Raw genomic sequence first — 16,392 nt, forward strand, 5'->3', positions numbered from 1 at the left:
CCTCCGAGCCTAGGGTTCCCCGACTGCGCGTGGTCTCGGTCAGATGACGGACGCACCGGTCTCGACGGCCGATTGCTTCCTGGCGAGCACCGCGTCGATCCGGTGCGCCCCATCGATCAGTGCGGCAGCGTCCGGCGCGACGAACCCGGCGATCGCGATGATGTCGTCACGGATCTGCTCGAGTGGCGCCGTGTGGATCGGTTCGTGGTGCGCGAGCCGGTTCCGGAAACGGCGGACGTCGTCCAGCCGCCGGTGGAGTTGCTTGCGGCGGACCCCGGCGAGACCGGGGAAGGCGTGGACGATCCGTGGCTGCCACAAGGTGGTCTCGTAGCTCCACAGCGGGTCGCGGGGCCGTCCGGCATCGGTCAGTCCGACCCAGAGTCCGAAACTCGTCGCCGCGACGACCCGGTCCGGCGCCGGATCAGCCTCGCCACGGCGCTGCAGCGTCCGGACCGTGTCGTCCAGCGCGCGGCGTTCACGGTCGAGGAGGCGGACGCCCGGGTCGTTCCACCAGTCGTCCCGACGACCGCGGCGGAGGGCATCGTGGACCCGCGTTGCGGACGAAGATCTCGAGACAGCCGACCGGGCCCCAGAACGCCGTCGTGAGCTCGATGTTCCATGCGTACAGGCGTGCGGCCAGGTCGGAACGGCCGCGGTACCGACGCCGGTATGGTTCGAAGCGTGGCGCCGAGACGAGCGTGGGAAGCGCGCCGAGGGTTGCCGGATCGATCACGAACACCCCTGGGAAAGCAATTGCCCCAGGAGTCCGGCGGTGCCGAATTGTCCTGGGGCGTTACCTGTTCACCCTATCCAGGCAAGCGTGAAGTATCAAGTACCAGGGGTCAGGCGCGTGTCGAGTCCGGGTCGGCCGGGTCCGTCCCGTCGTCGCCCGCGTCCGCGGCGTCCGGCTCGTCGGCGTCCGCGGGCGTCTCCGACCCGACGGGGTGTTCGGCCAGCAGGGTCGCGAAGTCCTCGTCGAGCATCTGCTGCAGACGGTCGTCGCGCCCGACCTCGTAGTCGTCGGCCGGCCGCTGAGCCCAGCCGAGGCGCCCGACAACGGTGGTCCCGATGTCGTCCCACGCCCGAGCCCGGGCCGCCAGGACGATGCCGTCGACGAACCCCTGGTCCGACCGGCGCTTGTCGAGCATCTCGGCGAGCTTCTCGTACGTCGCCTCGCGCGTGCGGAGCTTGAGGTCGTCACCGCGCCGGTAGTCGTGCTGGTGCCGCGAGCGGCCCTTCTGCTTGCTCGACTTCGACCGGATGTCGCGCATGCGCTCGGCGTCGCCGCGCTCCTCGTCCGCCATCCGGTGCAGCTCTTCGCGCGCGGCCTCGGCGATGACGGCGTGGTCGAAGTACCCCTGGTCACGCAGGGCGTTCGTGATGATCCGGTTCGCCACGGCGATGGTGACGGCGGCCTTCGCGATGAGGAACCCCTCGTCGACGGCGCGCTTCAACTCGACCTGGCTGATGGGCCGGTCGCGCACGTCGTGCTTGTTGCGTCGTCCGAACAGGGCCATGACATCGACGATACCGGCGTCCGGTGACCCTCCGTCCGCAGGTGGACCCGGATCAGGCCCTGGAGGGACGACTCGCCTCGGCGGGGTCCGTAGCGTCGGGTGCATGGCCACGTACTCGGAATCGCCCCGCACCGGACTCGGCACGGCGAGTCTCGTCCTCGGGATCTGCTCGCTGCTCGCCGGCTGGACGTTCGTCGCCCCCGTCGTCGGGCTCTGCCTCGGCATCGCCTCGCGGAGCCGGGAGCCGTTCGCCCGGGGGCGTGCGGGCTGGGGGATCTTCCTCAACCTCATCGCGCTCGCGGTGTGGGTGCTGCTCATCGTGCTGCTGGTCGTCGGCGGGGCGTTCGCCGTGTGGCAGGCCGCGACGCAGGGCTCCTGACGCCGCGGTCGTGACGCGGGTCGCACCCCTCCGCGCACATCGCGCCCCGCCGCCCGCGGGCGCGACGTCCGCGCGGGGGTGCGATGCCGGACGCACCCGCTGCCCGACGTGCCGGACGCACCCACCGTCCGACGTGCAGGGCGGATGCGCGCTCAGAACACCAGCCCGTACACGGCCACGTCGACCCGCTCCGTCCCGAGGGGCAGCGCGCTCCGCAGGGTGCCCTCCTCGGTGAAGCCGAGCCGCACGGCCAGGCCGCGACTCCGCTCGTTGTCGACCGCCGTCCGGATCTCGACCCGCGCCGACCCGCGTGCCCGGGCGACCCCGACGAGGACGGTGGCGGCGCGGCGGACGGCACCCCGTCCCTCCAGGCCCGCATCCACCCAGTAGCCGAGCGATGCCTGCCCGAGGTAGGGGTCGAAGGCGAGCGAGGCGGCCCCGACGATGCGGTCGTCCAACCGGATGACGCAGGGGAGCGCGCGGTCCATCGCGTACTGACCGAGCAGGTGCTCGGTGTGCAGGACGGCGGTGTCGAGGGTCTGCGGCTGCCACGCCCACGGTTCGGCGGCACGGAGACGGTCGAGGTTCGCGAGCACCAGCTCGTGCAGGGACTGGACGGTCGACAGGTCCCGCAGCGTCAGCGTGTACCCGTCCCCGAGGTCCCGCCCGAATGCCGCCACGCTCCGACCCTAGGCACACGACGACGCCCCCGTCCGGCGTGGACGGGGGCGTTCGCGTGATCGGGATCAGCAGCGCGGCTGGCGCGCTCCGCTACTCGTAGCGCAGTGCCTCGATCGGGTTCTGCCGGGCCGCCCGTCGAGCGGGGAGCGTGCCGGCGAGGAACGCGATGAACATCACGACGAGGATGATCGTGATCACCGACGACGGGGCGAACTGCATGATCTGCAGGCCCGGCAGGTCCTTGAGGACGCTGCCGGCGAGGACGTTCGAGATCCCCGTGCCGAGCAGGATCGCCACCCCGGCACCGATCGCGCTGCCGAGGAACCCGATGAACACGGCCTCGAGCGAGAACAGCGTGTAGACCTTGCCCCCGCCCATGCCCATGGCCTTCATGAGCCCGATCTCGCGGGTGCGCTCCTGCACGCTCATCAGCAGGGTGTTGATGATGCCGAAGCCGGCGGCGACGAGTGCGATGACGGCGAAGGCGTTGAGGACGCCGACGATGCCGCTGATGACCGTCTGGAACTGCCCGAGCTGGTCCTGGATGGTCTGGCCCGTGTAGCCGTCCTTCGACAGCGCGCTCTTGACGGCGGACGCGTCCGCGCCGGAGTCGAGCGTCGCGGTGGCGCTGGCGTACGAGGTCGCGATCGACGCGGGCTTGCCGGTCTCCTGCGCCGCCTGCATCGCGTCGGTGAGGGCGGCGTTCGCCCCGGCCCCGCCACCGAACAGCGACTCGTTCTGCACGCCCACGACCGTGGCGGTGAGGGTGTGCTCCTTGCCCTGGTAGTCGTCGACGGCCAGCGTGAGCTCCTGCCCGACCGCGGCCTTCGCGCTGCCGAGACCGAGGTTCTTCAGGTAGTTCGTCGGCAGGAGCACCTGGTTGCCGGCGGATGACGAGTCGTCGAGCTGCTTGCCGGCGGCCAGGTCGGCGTCGAGCTCGCCGGCGTTCGCGGCGACGTCGACGACGTACTTGCCGTCGCTGCCGTGCTCGACCCACTTGGTGCTGAGCGCCACAGCGGGACGGACGGCCTTGATGCCCGAGACCGACTTGATGGTGTCGACGTCGGACTGGGACAGGTAGGCGAAGGACGCCGGACCGCGGTTGACGCTCTGGCTGGACTCGTCCGGGTCGTACTTCGCGGGGCCGCTGTCGGTGGAGGCCTCGACGGTCTTCGTGATCGTCAGGGAGCCGGTGTCACCGATGGAGGCGACCTGGGTGTCGATGTAGTTGCTGACGCCGGTGCCGATCGCCGAGGTCAGCGTGATGGTGAAGGCACCGATGAAGATGGCGATGACGGTGAGCGTGGTGCGGAGCTTCGACCGGAAGGTGTTCGACACCGCGGTCTTCAGGAGGTCGAGGAAGTTCATGCGGAGTGCCTTCCGTGCGAGGCCGACGCCGCCGACTCGGACGGGCCGGGCGCGCCAGGTGCGCCGACGCCGGGTGCGCCAGCGCCGACGCCGGGCGCGCCAGGTGCGCCGGCGCCGGGCGCGCCAGGTGCGCCGGCGCCGGACGTCTCGACGATGAGTCCGTCGCGCACGTTCACGCGTCGGTCGCACCGTTCGGCGAGCTCCTCGTCGTGGGTGACGACGACGAGCGTGATCCCGCGCTCCCGCTGCAGCCCGAAGAGCATGTCCTCGACCACCTCACCGGTGTTCGTGTCGAGGTTGCCGGTCGGCTCGTCGGCGAAGATGACGCTCGGCTCGCCGACGAGCGCGCGGGCGATGACCACACGCTGCTTCTGCCCGCCGGACAGGTCGTTCGCGTCGTTCTTCGCCTTGTCGGCCAGGCCGAGGGCGTCGAGCGCCGCCATGCCCCTGCGCTTCCGCTCGGCGCCGGTGACGCCCGCGATCTTCAGCGGCAGCACGACGTTGTCGAGCACCGAGGTCTTCGGCGTGAGGAAGAACTGCTGGAACACGAAGCCGAAGGTGCTGTTCCGCGTGCGGTTCACCTGCCGGGCGCTGAGGGTCGCCGCGTCGGTCCCGTCGAGCAGGATCTGCCCGGCCGAGGGCTTGTCGAGCAGCGCGAGCAGGTGCATGAGCGTCGACTTGCCGGAGCCGGACTTGCCGACGATGGCGAGGCTCTCGCCCCGGTGCACCTGCAGGGACACCCCCTTGAGGGCGTCGAACCGCGTGGAGCCGCGGCCGTAGGTCCTGGCGAGGCCACGGGCCTCGAGCACGGGAGTGGTCATGCGCCCACCGTACTGTCCGGTGCACGACTGCAAGTTTGCATCTGCTGTAAGCGCCGGGATGTTCGGGTTACAGTCAGCCTCATGCCCGACACCGCGCCCGCCTCCGAACTGGGCCTCCGCGACCGCAAGCGCATCGAGACCCGACAGCGCATCGCCGAGTCCGCCCGCTCACTCGCACTCGAGCAGGACATCGACCACACCACGATCGAGCAGATCGCCGCGCGTGCGGACGTCTCGCCGCGGACGTTCTTCAACTACTTCGAGAGCAAGGAGGACGCCGTCCTCGGGCACACCGAGCTCGACCTCCGGCCGGAGACGCTCGAGGCCCACCTCGAGACCGTGGCGGGCGAGCCCGCGGCCCAGGCGGTCGTCGATCTGGCGTTCCTGGTGTTCGGGGAGTCCTTCGGCGACGAGGACGAACGGCTCGCCCGGAAGGCGGTGATCGTGCGCTTCCCGCAGCTCATGCGGCGGCAGGTGTCGCGGATGACGACCGTGGCCGAGGCCATGACCGGTGCCGTCCGCACGGTCCTCGAGCGGGACCCGGCGTGGGGACCGGACGCGGCGACCCCGCAGGCGGCCGAGATGCTGCTCGGCATGTGCATGACCGGCCTGCGGAGTTCGGCGCGGCACGAGGGCTCCGACCCGGAGACGGTGCGGGAGCGGGTGGTCGCGATGATCCGCGACACCGCCGCCCGCATCAGCCGCGGGTGATGAAGCCCTCCTTGACCATCCAGTCGAAGGCCACGTCCGCCGGCTCGCGCCCTTCGACGTCCACCTGGCGGTTCAGCTCCTGCAGCACCTCGTCGGTGAGCTTCGGCGAGATCTGGTCGTAGATCCCCTTCAGCTGCGGGTACTCCTTCAGGGTCGCCGAGTCGAGCACGGGTGCGACGTTGTACGCCGGGAAGAAGCCCTTGTCGTCCTCGAGCACGGTGAGCCCGAGCGATTTGATGCGGCCGTCCGTCGTGAACACCTCGCCGAAGTTGCACTTGCCCCGGTCCGTCGCCGTGTACACGGTGCCGGTGTCGAGGATGCTGACGTTGCTCGTCGGGATGCCGTTGTCGCCGGAGCCGCCGAGCTCGAGCCCGTACTTCTTGAGCATCGGCTTGAACCCGTCGGCGCGGGAGTTGAACTCCGACTCGACGCAGAACGTCCGCTCGCTGACGGGCAGCTTGGTGATGTCCGAGAGGGTCTTCACGTCGCCGAGCTCCGACACGGCCTCGTCGCGGACGGCGAAGGCGTACGTGTTGTTCATCGGCGCCGGCTCGAGCCACGTCAGCCCGTTGCCGGCATCCTCCTTCTTGACCGCCTGCCACTGCTCGGTCTTGTCCGGGATCCCCTGGGCGTGGCCCATGAAGGTCAGCCAGGCCGTCCCGGTGTACTCGTACGTGAAGTCCGCACCGTGCGACGTCATGAGCTCACGCACCGCGACGCTACCGGGCACGTTGGTCTCGTCGGTGACGTCGAACCCGGCGGCCTTCGCGGCGAGCACCGCGATCTTGCCGAGGACGAGCTGCTCGGTGAAGTTCTTCGACGTGACGGTGATGTGGGCGCCGTCCGGCAGGTCGTCGATGCGCTCGATCGAGCCGGGGCCGGCCGCCGGCACGAACGAGGTCGCGGGCTGCAGCCCGCAGCCGGTCAGCACGAGGGCGCTCGCCCCCGCCACGGCTGCGGCGGTCGCCAGGCGGCGACGGGCGGACGGACGGGAGGCGCGGCGTGCGTCGCGCAGGTCGTCGTGCGTCATCGGAGTCCCTTCGGTCGTGCAACCGTCTCGACCACACGGCCGAGCCAGTCGATGGACAGGGCGAGCAGGGCCACCAGGAGCGCCCCGGAGACCAGGACCTTCGTCAGGAACAGGGTCACCCCCGTCGTGATGAGGAGCCCGAGGCCACCGGCGCCGACGAAGGTCGCCAGGCTGGCGGTGCCGACGAGCAGGACCAGGGCGGTCCGGATGCCGGAGAGCATGACCGGGACGGCCAGCGGCAGCTCGACCTTGAGGAGCACGCTGAACGCGCTCATGCCCATGCCCCGGCCGGCTTCGACGAGACGGGCGTCGACGCTCTGCACGCCGATCATCGTGTTCCGGAGCACCGGCAGGATGGCGTAGAGCACGAGGGCGACGACCGCCGACCAGGGGTTCAGTCCGAGCCACGCGGCGAGCAGGACGATGAGCCCCACGGCCGGGGCGGCCTGCCCGAAGTTCGCGACGGCGATGACCGCCGGGCTGATCCGGCGCAGCGGTCCGCGGGTGAGCAGGATCCCGAGCGGGATCCCGATGACGAGGACGAGGACCGTGGACTCCGCCGTCAGCAGCAGGTGCTGGCCGGTGAGCTCCAGGATCGTCGACGGGTTCAGCGTGCCGCGCTCGGTGGCGGTGAGGTCGGCGGTCGTGAGCCAGACCACGAAGCCGGCGAGCACCACGAGGATGGCGATCGGCTGGAACAGCAGCCCCTTCCACGAGGTGCTGGCCCCGGTGGCGGGGCCGGCGGCGACTGCGCTCACAGTTCCTCCCCGGTGGGCATCGACGCCGGCGAGGACGGCATCGTCTCGATCGGGTTCGTGTTCGTCCCGACGGGCGTGTAGGCCTGGTCGTCCGAGGCGGCCGCACGGGAGCGGGTGATCGCCTCCATGACCGTCTCGACGGTGATCACGCCGCGGAACGCGTCACGGCGACCGGTCACCAGGGCGGCGCCGGCGCTCGAGACGAGCATCGTGTCGAGCGCGTCGTTGAGGGTCGCGCCCTCGCCGACGACGGGCAGGTCCGGCTCGGTGCCGTCCGGGATGCGGTCGAGACGCTCGAGCTGCCGACGCGACGGCCAGCCGATCGGACGCTGGCGAGCGTCGACGACCACGGCGTGCTGGTGGCCACCGGCCTCGTTCATGCGCTGCAGGACGGCCTTCGCCTCCTCACCGGGGGAGCACGTGACCGCGGAGGCGACCTCGACGTCGCGGACCCGGTTCAGCGTGAGCTGCTTGAGGCCGGCGCCGGAGCCGATGAAGTTCTCGACGAACTCGTTCGCCGGCTCGGCCAGGATCCGCTCCGGGGTGTCGTACTGCACGATGTGCGCGCCCTCGGTGAAGATGACGATCCAGTCGCCGAGCTTCACGGCCTCGTCGAAGTCGTGGCTGACGATGACGATCGTCTTGTGCAGTTCTTCCTGGATGCGCAGGAGCTCGTCCTGCAGGCGCTGCCGGGTGATCGGGTCGACGGCGCCGAACGGCTCGTCCATGAGCAGGACGGGCGGGTCCGCGGCGAGCGCCCGGGCCACGCCGACGCGCTGCTGCTGGCCGCCGGAGAGTTCCCGGGGGTAGCGGTCGCGGTAGGTGTCGGGGTCGAGGGACACCAGGTCGAGGAGCTCGTCGACGCGCGCCGCGATCTTGTCCTTCGACCAGCCGAGCATCTTCGGGACGATCGCGATGTTCGCCGCGACCGTCATGTGCGGGAACAGCCCGCCGGCCTGGATGACGTACCCCATGCGCCGACGGAGCTCGTCGGCGTCGATGCCGGTGACTTCGTCGTCGCCGACGACGATGCGGCCCTCGGTCGGCTCGATGAGTCGGTTGATCATCTTGAGCGTCGTCGTCTTGCCGCAGCCGGAGGGGCCGACGAGCATGACGATCTGGCCGGCCGGGATCTCGAGCGTGATGCCGTCGACGGCGGGCTTCGACTGGCCGGGGTACCGCTTGGTGACCTCGTCGAGCAGGATGCTGCGGCCGGTGACGTCCCCGTCGGGAGCGGTGGTGGTGGCGGAGTCAGTGCTGGACACGGATACCTCTCGAGATGGTCAGGCGGCCGAGGCCGATGAGGAGCAGGTCGAGGACGAAGGCGATCAGGACGACGCCGACCACCCCGACCACGACGGAGGAGAGGGCGTTGGCACCGCCGAGGCGCGACAGCCCGGAGAAGATGAAGCCGCCGAGTCCGGGGCCGAGGGCGTACGCGGCGATGGCGGCGATGCCCATCACCATCTGGGCCGACACCCGGACGCCGCTGAGGATGATCGGCCACGCCATCGGCAGCTCGATCTGCAGCAGGGTCCGGAACCGGCTCATGCCGATGCCGCGGGCGGACTCGACCACGGTCGCCGGGATCTCGGCGAGGCCGACGACCGCGTTCCGGAGGATCGGCAGGGCGGCGAAGAAGACGACCGTCACGACGGACGGCAGCACACCGAAGCCGAGCGGGACGATGAGCAGACCGATGACCGCGAACGACGGCAACGTCAGGCCGATGGCGGACACCCCGTTGGCGACCGAGGTCAGCCGTGGACTGCGGTAGACGAGTGTGGCGAGCACCACCGCGATGACCGTCGCGAGCACCGTGCACTGGACCACCAGTGAGAAGTGCTGCCACGACGCGAACCAGATCTGGTCCCACCGCTCCCCGATGTACTGGAACACGCGGAAGCGCCCCTCTCCGGTCGGCCGAAGTGCCCACGGACCGGGGCACAAGTGGGCTCAAACGTACGCATCACGCGTGGTCGTTGTACAACGCACCACGACGATCCGGGCGGCTTCCTGCGCGTTCGGTCAGACCGGAACCCCAGGTCAGGCGGCAGGTACGGGGCCGCCCCTGGGAGAACGGTAACGATCCCGAGGAGTGTTCGGCTACGCCCCGAGGCCGCGGAGGCCCGACTGCTCGGCGAGCTCGACGAGGTGTTCGCGCCACTCGACCCACTGCTCGGGTGATCGCTCGGCCAGGTTGCCGTCCCCGTCACCGGCGAGGCCGTCGAGCATCTCGCGCACGATGTCGGCGTGCCCGGCGTGCCGTGCGGTCTCGTACGCCATGTGCACGAGGACGCGGTGCAGCGTCACGTCGCGGTGCCCCTCTGGCCACCAGGACACCACCCCGCGGGCGTCCAGGTCGAGCGCCTCGATCGTGGCGTCGGCGTGCGCGGCGCTGCGGTGGTGGAACGCGACGACGTCGTCCAGGGTCTCGTCGGCCGTCACGTACATGTCCTCGTCGCCGTCGGAGTCGAGCCAGGCGGGCGCGTCCGGCAGCGGCCGCCCGAACACCTCGCCGAAGTACCCGGCCTGCACGCCCGCGACGTGCTTCACGAGCCCGGCCACGTTCGTGCCGGTGGGCGTCACCGGCCAGCGGGCCTGCCGTTCCGCGAGTCCGTCCAGCTTGCCGAGCAGCGCTGCCCGGGTCTTCTGCAGGTAGCGGTGCAGCGTCTGCTTGACGAGCGCGTCGTCGGTCCGCGGCACCGACCCCTCGTCGGACAGCAGCGACCCGCCGACCGCGGCGATCGACGTCGCTCCACCCGACGGGGCGGGTGCGGGTGCTGGGTGGACCTCGGGGACCGGGTCGGCGCTGCTCATGCCCTCGATCGTGCCACCGCTCGCTCGCGGACGCGCTCCGCCTCGTGCACGGCGACGCGTTCGGCGGTGAGGAGCAGCCCGGCGACCTCGCCCGAGTTCCGCGCGGGGGAGTCGTTCCAGCTCGTCAGGTCGCGGACACGGCCCATCCGGATGTCCGGCGCGGGGCACCACAGCACCGGCTGTCCCTCCTCGACCGCGAGCGCGTGCCACACCAGGTCGAGCGCGCGCTGGACCTCCTGCGAGTGCACGGCGTGCGGCCCGCCGGCGGCGGAGACCACCGAGCCGACCAGGCACGCGGCGACGAGGGGTCGGCCCTGCACGTCCATCGCGGCGGCACTCGACGCCTTCCGCATCCGACCGTGCTCGTCGACGTACGCGAACCACGCGTGCTGGATCCACCCCCGCTCGATGACGCTGCGGGCACCGGAGAGCAGGCGTTCGAGGTCGCTGAGCTCCTGCAGACGGGCCTCGACCCGGCGGACGCGGGCTGCCTCGCGCCGGGCGGTCAGTCGGTCGAGGAGCCCTCGGAAGCCGGTGCGGGTGGGAACGGACGGGAGTGGAGCGGCGTCGGTGGCGACGTCGTGCTGGACGCGGAACTCGAGGGTCATGACGGCCCCTCCGATCTTCACGTGCACGGATTGGTGCGGTCACGATAGCCCCGCCCGGACTCAGCCGTCCAGCACTGCGTCGATCGCCCGGCGCGCAGCCGCACGGAACGTGCGGTCGTCGGACAGGGACAGGGCCGACGCGATGGAGACGGCCCAGCCCCGCGCGCGCTCCCAGGTGTCGTCGTCGGCGGCGACGTGTGCTCGGAAGGCGCGCCGCGCCTCCCGGTCGAGCGTCAGCCAGGCCGTCGCGAGGTCGACGGCCGGGTCCCCCGCCGTCAGGTCGCCGAAGTCGACGACCGCCGCCAGGCGGGTCCCGCCCGACGGTGCCTCCTCGACCAGCACGTTGAACGGGTGCAGGTCGCCGTGCACCCAGACGGGAGGCCCGGCGTACGCGGGCAGGGCGGCCGCCGCCCGCCAGACCGCAGCCAGTTCGCGGGCCCGGGGCACTTCCTCGGCGTCGAGTCGCGTCACGACGGCGTCGCTCCGCGTCGCGAGCGGGACGGCGCGGACCGGGTTGACCGGGGCGTCCTCGGGAGCGGGGACGTGCAGCAGGCCGACGAACGCGGCGAGCGCCTCCGCGACGTGCACCCCGCCGGTGCCCACACCGACCGGCGTGCCGGGCAGCCAGCGGACGACGCTCCAGGACCACGGGTAGCCGAGAGCCGGTCGGCCGATCCGCACCGGGTCGGGGACGGGGACGATCGCCGCCACCCGCTGCGCGATCTCCGGCAGCCAGCGCTGCTCGTGCTCGATGAGCGTCGCGGCCGCTTCGCGTCGGGGGAGCCGCACCGCCAGCAGGTCGCCGAGGCGCACGATGACGTTGTCCCAGCCGGCGGCGGCGACCTCGAGCGGCAGCTCGGCGAGGTCGGGGTGCTGGTCGCGGAGCAGCGCGCGCACGAGCGGGACGTCGACGTCGACCTCGGCAACGGGAGTGGCCATCGGCACAGGCTAGCCCCGGCCACCGCCGACGGCACCCGTGAACGGGGGCCGGAGTGCTCGCGACGCTCTTGGTATCCTCACAGGGAACGGTGACGTGGGTGTCCCTGGGGGGACCCGCGTCGCGTCGGTTCCCGCGTCGTGTCAGTTCCCCGTCGGCAGCGGTGCGATGACGGCCACGAGTCGGGGGATCTCCGGCCGCATCCGCTCCGTGACGATCGCGGCGAGGAGCACGGTCCACAGCTCCCGCAGCCGGTCGTACAGGTCAGCACGGTCGGCGAGGACGTCCGACACGGTCTGCACGCCCGTGTACGCGGGGATCACCACGCGTCCGACGAGGTCCGGCTCCCAGGCGGGGTCGACCTCGCCGGCGTCGACCGCCTGTCGCACGAGGCCCGTGACGACGGCGATCCAGTCCGTGTACGGGTCCTGGCGCGCGACGTCAGCCGTGGCGGGCTCGGTCGAGAGCCGGATGCCGGCGCTCACCACGACCTCGTGGACCATCTGCGACGCCAGGCCCTGCGACATCCACATGAGCACCTCGAGCGGCGTCGAGCCCCGTGCCGCCGCCGCTTCGCCGTACTGCCGGGAGACCTCGTGCTGCCGGGCGATGACGGCACCCGCCAGGTCGGCCTTCGACGTGAAGTGGAAGTACAGCGCACCCTTCGTCAGCCCGGCGCGCTCGGCCACGGCGTCCATCGAGGTCCCGGTGTACCCGCGATCGTCGAACTCGCCCGCCGCAGCCTCGATGATCGCGGCGCGCGTGGCGACCGCCCGCTGCTGCCGCGTCCGACCGTCCTGCGCCATGATCTGACAAGCGTACCCGCGGCCGATCACCGGATCCTCACCGGCGGACTGTCGTACGGTTCCGGGCATGGACGGATGGCGGAACCCCGCGCGCTGGGCCCGGACGGGGCGGTGGCTGCTGCTGCCGATCGCCGTCCTCGACTGGGTGGCGCTGGCACCGCAGACGATCGTCGTGCTGGCGTTCCTCGTCGCCGTCGTCGGGCTCGCCGGCATCGCCGCGGCCCTCGTCGCGCACATGCTCCGACGCTCGCGCGGCGCGATGGCCGGACTCGGCGTCGTGCTGCTGCTCGGTGGCCTCGCGGTGTTCGGACTCGACCCGTTCCCGGGGTCGTTCCCGCTCATCGACCCGTGGTGGCCGGAGTCGATCACCCAGCCGCAGGTCGTCGGGAGCGCCTACTGGCAGCTCCTCGGCCTCGGCGTCGAGCTGGCCGGTGTCGGCTTGCTCGCCACCCTGCTCGTCGTCACCCTCACCACGAAGCCCACCCGCCGCTAGCAGACCGGCATCCCGTTTCCGGGATGTCGGATCCGGACCGCGAATGCCGGGGTTCGTGGTCCGGATCCGACATCCGCGCGAACGGATCCGCCCTCGCGACGCGCTCGAGTGACCGACGCATCGCACGGACCGAGCTGTACCCGGACGCGCGGGCAACGGCGCACTCGTCCTCACCGTCGAGCAACGCGCGGCGGACCGGCAGCGACCGCCACCACCGCTGGAACCCGTCGGGCGTCCGGCCGGTGGCAGCCCGGAAGCGCCGCAAGAGCGTGCGGTCCGTCACGTTCGTGATCCGGGCCAGTTCCCCGACCGGCACCGGCTGTTCGGCATGGACGATCCGCTCGAGCGCACGACTGAGGCTCCCGTCACGGAGGGCGGGTGGTGTCCACCCGTCGACGAGTGCCGTGACGACCACCCGGGCGAGAGCGTCTCGCTGGGGACCCGCCCGGTGCCCCGCAGCGAGGTCGTCGAGGAGCTGATGCGCTTCGCGGACGACCATCGTCGTCGGTGTCCACTGGCTCGAGTTGAGCGCCGAGGGCAGCGCCAGCACTTCGGGTTCGAGGGCTCCGAACGCAGCAGTGCCGTAGAACACCCCGGAGTCCGCGAAGGAGTCGGGATCGTCGGACGCCCCGAGGAGCCCCGTCTCCCGCAGGAGTTCCACGAACGACTCGTCGACCCTCGGTGGTCCCGAGCCGTCGGGGCCCGTCTGGATGGTGACCTCACCGTCGGACCTGATGAGCGCGGCGTCACCCGGCTCCAGGTACTCGACGACGGATCCGGAACCGATCCGGAGCGGTCGGGCCTTCGTCGACACCCAGACGAACCGGTCTGCCTCGCACGGCACCGCGAGGGTCCAGTCGGAGTGCGCGTCAGCCGGGACCGCGCCGTCGAACCGTGCCGCGAGCCCGACGAGGTCGACCATCGTCCGGTACACATCGTGTGCTTGCACGCCACGATCGTGCCGGACCGGGAGGACTCCCGCGGGTCAGGCTCCCACCGCTGTGGACAAGCCGGTCAGTGACGGGTGAGGACGAGGAGCGTGCCGTGCGTCGCGGTCCGGCGGACGTGCTCGACGAGCTCGGCGCCGTCGGCGGTCGTCCGGGCGAGGTCCACGAGCGCGTCGAGGTCGCCGGTGCCCGCGAGCACGCCGTCGGTGCACAGCACGATGCGGTCACCGGACGCGAGCTGCAGGGAGCCCGGGGTCCGCGGGGTCGTCGCGGGCTGGAGGCCGACCGGCAGGTCGTTCGACCGCAGCGCCACGGTGCTGCCGTCCGCCCGCACCAGGGCGGCGAGACCGTGACCGGCGTCCCCGTACTCGACCTGACCCGTCGTCGGGTCGAGCCGCAGGTGGAAGAGCGACCCCACGGAGTCCGCGACCGACAGGTCGGCGGCGACCTGCGCCTCCAGGCCCGGGAAGGCGTCCTCCATCGGGACGTCGGTCCGGGCGATGACCGCTGCCCGCACCGACGCGGCGAGGAGCGCCGAGGCACTGCCAGCCGACGGGATCGCGCCGACGGTGAGGTGGAGTCGCCCGTCGCGGGCGACCCGCCAGTCGGCGACGTCGCCGGCGTCGGCACTCGGCAGCGACAGGACGTGGAGGTCGTGGCCGGGCACCGAGACCGGCTCGGGGACCAGACCGTCGACGACCCGTCGGACGCGGTCGTCCTCGATCGAGTGGCCGAGCTCGCGCTCCGCCCAACGGGCCAGGTCACGGAGCAGGTCGAGGTCCGCCGCCGACAGGGTCCGCGGCTGCGCGTCCATGATGCAGAGCGTGCCGACCCGCGTGCCGTCGAGCATCGACAGGGGTGCCCCCGCGTAGAACCGGATGCCCTGCTCGGTGACCGCGGCGAGGTTCGCGAAGCGGGGGTCGAGCGTCGCGTCCGGCACCACCATCGGCTCGTCGTCGAGCACCGTGGTCGAGCAGAACACCTGCTCGGCCGGCGCGCTGCCGCCCTGCCGCCAGCCCTGCGTCGACTGCGCCGTCACCAGGCCGTCGTGCACGAGGTTGAGGAAGGTCAGCGGGACGCCGAACGCCTCCTGGGTCATCCGGGTGATGCGGTCGAAGCGTTCCTCGGGTCCGCTGCCGAGGACGCCGAGCGCCTCGACGACGGCCGAGCGGTGCGCTGCGGGGTCGAGCTGTGTCACGTGTCCTGTCTACTCGCCCCGTCGCCGAGGAACCAATCCCGCGGGTGGGGGTCGGCGGTCAACTCGCGCCGCTCGGACACCGGCGCGGCCCACTGCGCAGCGTTCGACAGCACCCGCTGGATGTCGGGGTGGTGGTACACGGGGTACTCCTGGTCGCCGGGCGAGAAGTAGAAGACCCGGCCGAGCCCGCGACGGTAGGCGACGCCGGAGCGGAACACCTCACCGCCGGCGAACGTCGACAGGAACACCTCTTCGTCGGGGCGCGGGATGTCGAAGTACTCGCCGTACATCTCCTGGCGCTCGATGACGATCGGGTGCGGCACACCGGCGGCGATGGGGTGCTCCGGGGCGACGGTCCAGACGAGTTCGCGCTCCCCGTCGTTCCGCCACTTCAGCGAGCACGTGGTGCCCATCAGGCGCTTGAACGGCTTCGAGTAGTGCCCCGAGTGGAGCACCACGAGGCCCATCCCGGCGTGCACGGCGTCCACGACGCGCGTGACGACCTCGTCGGAGACCTCGTCGTGGGCGGCGTGGCCCCACCAGAACAGGACGTCGGTGGCGGCGAGGCGTTCGGCGGTGAGGCCGTGCTCGGGCTCCTGCAGCGTGGCGGTGGAGACGTCGTCGGTGGGCTGGAGCTCGCGGAGTGCGGCGGCGATCACGGTGTGCATGCCGTCGGGGTAGTGCCCGACGACCGTCGCGTCACCGCGGGTCTCGTGCACGTTCTCGTTCCAGACGACGATGTTCAGGGGACGGTTCTCGGTCGGCGTCGACATGCACTCGACGCTACCGGGTGTTTCCCCGGAGCGGTCCGTCACCATGAACGTCATGACGCCACGCTCCCTGTTCCGCGCCGCAGCGATCGCCGAACTCGTGACCTGGACCCTGCTCATCGCGGGGATGGTCCTGAAGTACGGGGTCGGCGCCGGGGACTGGGGCGTCCGGATCGGCGGCGGCGTGCACGGGTTCGTGTTCCTGGCGTACCTGGTGGTGACGACCGTGGTCGCGGTGAACCAGCGGTGGTCGGCCGGCGCGCTCGTGCTCGGCTGGGCGAGTGCCGTCGTGCCCTACGCGACGGTGCCGTTCGAGGTCGCGGTGGCACGGCGCGGGATGCTCGACGGGCCGTGGCGCCGCTCGCCCGACATCGGTGCCCGGACGGGCTTCTGGGACCGGCTGCTCTTCTTCGTGGTGCGCCGGCCGGCGGTGTCCGCCGGGATCGGCGTCGTGGCCGTCGCCCTCGTCTTCGGCGCGTTGCTCGTGATCGGTCCGCCCGTGCCGTCCCGCGCCTGAGACGGACGCAAAGACGGACGGGAGGCGCGGT

At 71.6% G+C, this 16,392-nt stretch carries 20 protein-coding genes; 4 read left to right on the forward strand and 16 right to left on the reverse strand.

Annotated elements, in window-relative coordinates; all coding sequences use genetic code 11:
- Nucleotides 1-39: 39 nt before the first annotated feature.
- Together BIU96_RS19285 and BIU96_RS02365 are read right to left on the reverse strand one after the other, a co-directional pair.
- Nucleotides 40-318 carry a hypothetical protein gene (locus BIU96_RS19285; RefSeq protein WP_139199709.1) on the reverse strand — a complete coding sequence of 93 codons (279 nt, stop codon included), beginning with the start codon at nt 316-318 and terminating at the stop codon, nt 40-42.
- 524 nt (nt 319-842) lie between these two features.
- Nucleotides 843-1,517, reverse strand: a complete 675-nt coding sequence (locus tag BIU96_RS02365; RefSeq protein WP_071291003.1) for a hypothetical protein — start codon at nt 1,515-1,517, stop codon at nt 843-845.
- Between the two features lie 103 nt (nt 1,518-1,620).
- On the opposite strand from BIU96_RS02365, the gene BIU96_RS02370 reads away from it, so the two are divergent.
- Nucleotides 1,621-1,896: a hypothetical protein gene (locus BIU96_RS02370; RefSeq protein ID WP_071291004.1), complete on the forward strand. Its 276-nt coding sequence runs from the start codon at nt 1,621-1,623 to the stop codon at nt 1,894-1,896.
- A gap of 152 nt (nt 1,897-2,048) precedes the next feature.
- Here BIU96_RS02370 and BIU96_RS02375 read toward each other — a convergent pair whose 3' ends face one another.
- From BIU96_RS02375 to BIU96_RS02385, 3 genes are all read right to left on the reverse strand, one after another.
- Nucleotides 2,049-2,576, reverse strand: coding sequence for a GNAT family N-acetyltransferase (locus BIU96_RS02375; protein WP_071291005.1), 528 nt, complete (start codon nt 2,574-2,576; stop codon nt 2,049-2,051).
- Between the two features lie 91 nt (nt 2,577-2,667).
- Complete coding sequence (locus BIU96_RS02380) at nt 2,668-3,945, reverse strand: ABC transporter permease (protein ID WP_071291006.1); 1,278 nt, start codon at nt 3,943-3,945, stop codon at nt 2,668-2,670.
- The gene (locus tag BIU96_RS02385; protein WP_083402587.1) at nt 3,942-4,766 is read right to left on the reverse strand and encodes an ABC transporter ATP-binding protein; all 825 of its coding nucleotides are present in this window, start codon (nt 4,764-4,766) and stop codon (nt 3,942-3,944) included. Before BIU96_RS02385 ends, BIU96_RS02380 begins: the two co-directional genes overlap by 4 nt.
- An 81-nt stretch (nt 4,767-4,847) precedes the next feature.
- Between BIU96_RS02385 and BIU96_RS02390 the strand changes: the two genes are divergently transcribed.
- Nucleotides 4,848-5,477: a TetR/AcrR family transcriptional regulator gene (locus BIU96_RS02390; protein WP_071291007.1), complete on the forward strand. Its 630-nt coding sequence runs from the start codon at nt 4,848-4,850 to the stop codon at nt 5,475-5,477.
- Here the strand turns inward: BIU96_RS02390 and BIU96_RS02395 are convergent.
- The 8 genes from BIU96_RS02395 to BIU96_RS02430 form a co-directional block, all read right to left on the reverse strand.
- Nucleotides 5,464-6,507 (reverse strand): glycine betaine ABC transporter substrate-binding protein, encoded by a 1,044-nt coding sequence (locus tag BIU96_RS02395; RefSeq protein WP_071291008.1) that lies wholly within the window; start codon nt 6,505-6,507, stop codon nt 5,464-5,466. The two genes, BIU96_RS02390 and BIU96_RS02395, sit on opposite strands and share 14 nt — an antisense overlap.
- Nucleotides 6,504-7,265, reverse strand: coding sequence for an ABC transporter permease (locus BIU96_RS02400; protein ID WP_071291009.1), 762 nt, complete (start codon nt 7,263-7,265; stop codon nt 6,504-6,506). The genes BIU96_RS02395 and BIU96_RS02400 overlap by 4 nt, the downstream gene beginning before the upstream one ends.
- Entirely contained in the window at nt 7,262-8,530 is a 1,269-nt protein-coding gene (locus BIU96_RS02405) for an ABC transporter ATP-binding protein (RefSeq protein WP_071291010.1), read from the reverse strand. The genes BIU96_RS02400 and BIU96_RS02405 overlap by 4 nt, the downstream gene beginning before the upstream one ends.
- Nucleotides 8,517-9,164: an ABC transporter permease gene (locus BIU96_RS02410; RefSeq protein WP_071291011.1), complete on the reverse strand. Its 648-nt coding sequence runs from the start codon at nt 9,162-9,164 to the stop codon at nt 8,517-8,519. Before BIU96_RS02410 ends, BIU96_RS02405 begins: the two co-directional genes overlap by 14 nt.
- Before the next feature lie 207 nt (nt 9,165-9,371).
- Nucleotides 9,372-10,085 (reverse strand): DinB family protein, encoded by a 714-nt coding sequence (locus tag BIU96_RS02415; RefSeq protein ID WP_083402588.1) that lies wholly within the window; start codon nt 10,083-10,085, stop codon nt 9,372-9,374.
- A complete protein-coding gene (locus BIU96_RS02420) occupies nt 10,082-10,693 on the reverse strand; it encodes a hypothetical protein (RefSeq protein WP_133519219.1) in 612 nt (203 codons plus the stop codon). The genes BIU96_RS02415 and BIU96_RS02420 overlap by 4 nt, the downstream gene beginning before the upstream one ends.
- Before the next feature lie 60 nt (nt 10,694-10,753).
- Complete coding sequence (locus BIU96_RS02425) at nt 10,754-11,632, reverse strand: aminoglycoside phosphotransferase family protein (RefSeq protein WP_071291013.1); 879 nt, start codon at nt 11,630-11,632, stop codon at nt 10,754-10,756.
- 141 nt (nt 11,633-11,773) lie between these two features.
- Complete coding sequence (locus BIU96_RS02430) at nt 11,774-12,436, reverse strand: ScbR family autoregulator-binding transcription factor (protein ID WP_071291014.1); 663 nt, start codon at nt 12,434-12,436, stop codon at nt 11,774-11,776.
- 67 nt (nt 12,437-12,503) lie between these two features.
- Between BIU96_RS02430 and BIU96_RS19290 the strand changes: the two genes are divergently transcribed.
- Nucleotides 12,504-12,929, forward strand: coding sequence for a disulfide bond formation protein B (locus BIU96_RS19290; RefSeq protein ID WP_071291015.1), 426 nt, complete (start codon nt 12,504-12,506; stop codon nt 12,927-12,929).
- Here BIU96_RS19290 and BIU96_RS02440 read toward each other — a convergent pair.
- The 3 genes from BIU96_RS02440 to BIU96_RS02450 form a co-directional block, all read right to left on the reverse strand.
- Entirely contained in the window at nt 12,904-13,878 is a 975-nt protein-coding gene (locus tag BIU96_RS02440; protein ID WP_139199713.1) for a helix-turn-helix domain-containing protein, read from the reverse strand. The genes BIU96_RS19290 and BIU96_RS02440 overlap by 26 nt on opposite strands.
- A gap of 65 nt (nt 13,879-13,943) precedes the next feature.
- Entirely contained in the window at nt 13,944-15,074 is a 1,131-nt protein-coding gene (locus tag BIU96_RS02445; protein WP_071291017.1) for a PP2C family protein-serine/threonine phosphatase, read from the reverse strand.
- Complete coding sequence (locus BIU96_RS02450; RefSeq protein ID WP_254785908.1) at nt 15,071-15,847, reverse strand: ThuA domain-containing protein; 777 nt, start codon at nt 15,845-15,847, stop codon at nt 15,071-15,073. The genes BIU96_RS02445 and BIU96_RS02450 overlap by 4 nt, the downstream gene beginning before the upstream one ends.
- Before the next feature lie 52 nt (nt 15,848-15,899).
- Here BIU96_RS02450 and BIU96_RS02455 point away from each other — a divergent pair, with 52 nt between their 5' ends.
- Nucleotides 15,900-16,361 carry a DUF3817 domain-containing protein gene (locus BIU96_RS02455; protein ID WP_071291081.1) on the forward strand — a complete coding sequence of 154 codons (462 nt, stop codon included), beginning with the start codon at nt 15,900-15,902 and terminating at the stop codon, nt 16,359-16,361.
- The last annotated feature ends 31 nt before the right edge of the window (nt 16,362-16,392 follow it).

This window comes from Curtobacterium sp. MCBA15_008 (genome assembly GCF_001865065.1).
In the GTDB taxonomy this organism is placed as follows: domain Bacteria; phylum Actinomycetota; class Actinomycetes; order Actinomycetales; family Microbacteriaceae; genus Curtobacterium.

Bases quoted from the DNA above. Each gene is read 5' to 3' on its own strand.
- BIU96_RS02390 (WP_071291007.1), top strand. From the start codon at position 4,848: ATGCCCGACACCGCGCCCGCCTCCGAACTGGGCCTCCGCGACCGCAAG.
- BIU96_RS02420 (WP_133519219.1), bottom strand. From the start codon at position 10,693: ATGACCCTCGAGTTCCGCGTCCAGCACGACGTCGCCACCGACGCCGCT.
- BIU96_RS19290 (WP_071291015.1), top strand. From the start codon at position 12,504: ATGGACGGATGGCGGAACCCCGCGCGCTGGGCCCGGACGGGGCGGTGG.
- BIU96_RS02425 (WP_071291013.1), bottom strand. From the start codon at position 11,632: ATGGCCACTCCCGTTGCCGAGGTCGACGTCGACGTCCCGCTCGTGCGC.
- BIU96_RS02380 (WP_071291006.1), bottom strand. From the start codon at position 3,945: ATGAACTTCCTCGACCTCCTGAAGACCGCGGTGTCGAACACCTTCCGG.
- BIU96_RS02430 (WP_071291014.1), bottom strand. From the start codon at position 12,436: ATGGCGCAGGACGGTCGGACGCGGCAGCAGCGGGCGGTCGCCACGCGC.
- BIU96_RS02395 (WP_071291008.1), bottom strand. From the start codon at position 6,507: ATGACGCACGACGACCTGCGCGACGCACGCCGCGCCTCCCGTCCGTCC.
- BIU96_RS02370 (WP_071291004.1), top strand. From the start codon at position 1,621: ATGGCCACGTACTCGGAATCGCCCCGCACCGGACTCGGCACGGCGAGT.
- BIU96_RS02455 (WP_071291081.1), top strand. From the start codon at position 15,900: ATGACGCCACGCTCCCTGTTCCGCGCCGCAGCGATCGCCGAACTCGTG.
- BIU96_RS02415 (WP_083402588.1), bottom strand. From the start codon at position 10,085: ATGAGCAGCGCCGACCCGGTCCCCGAGGTCCACCCAGCACCCGCACCC.
- BIU96_RS02385 (WP_083402587.1), bottom strand. From the start codon at position 4,766: ATGACCACTCCCGTGCTCGAGGCCCGTGGCCTCGCCAGGACCTACGGC.
- BIU96_RS02365 (WP_071291003.1), bottom strand. From the start codon at position 1,517: ATGGCCCTGTTCGGACGACGCAACAAGCACGACGTGCGCGACCGGCCC.
- BIU96_RS02450 (WP_254785908.1), bottom strand. From the start codon at position 15,847: ATGTCGACGCCGACCGAGAACCGTCCCCTGAACATCGTCGTCTGGAAC.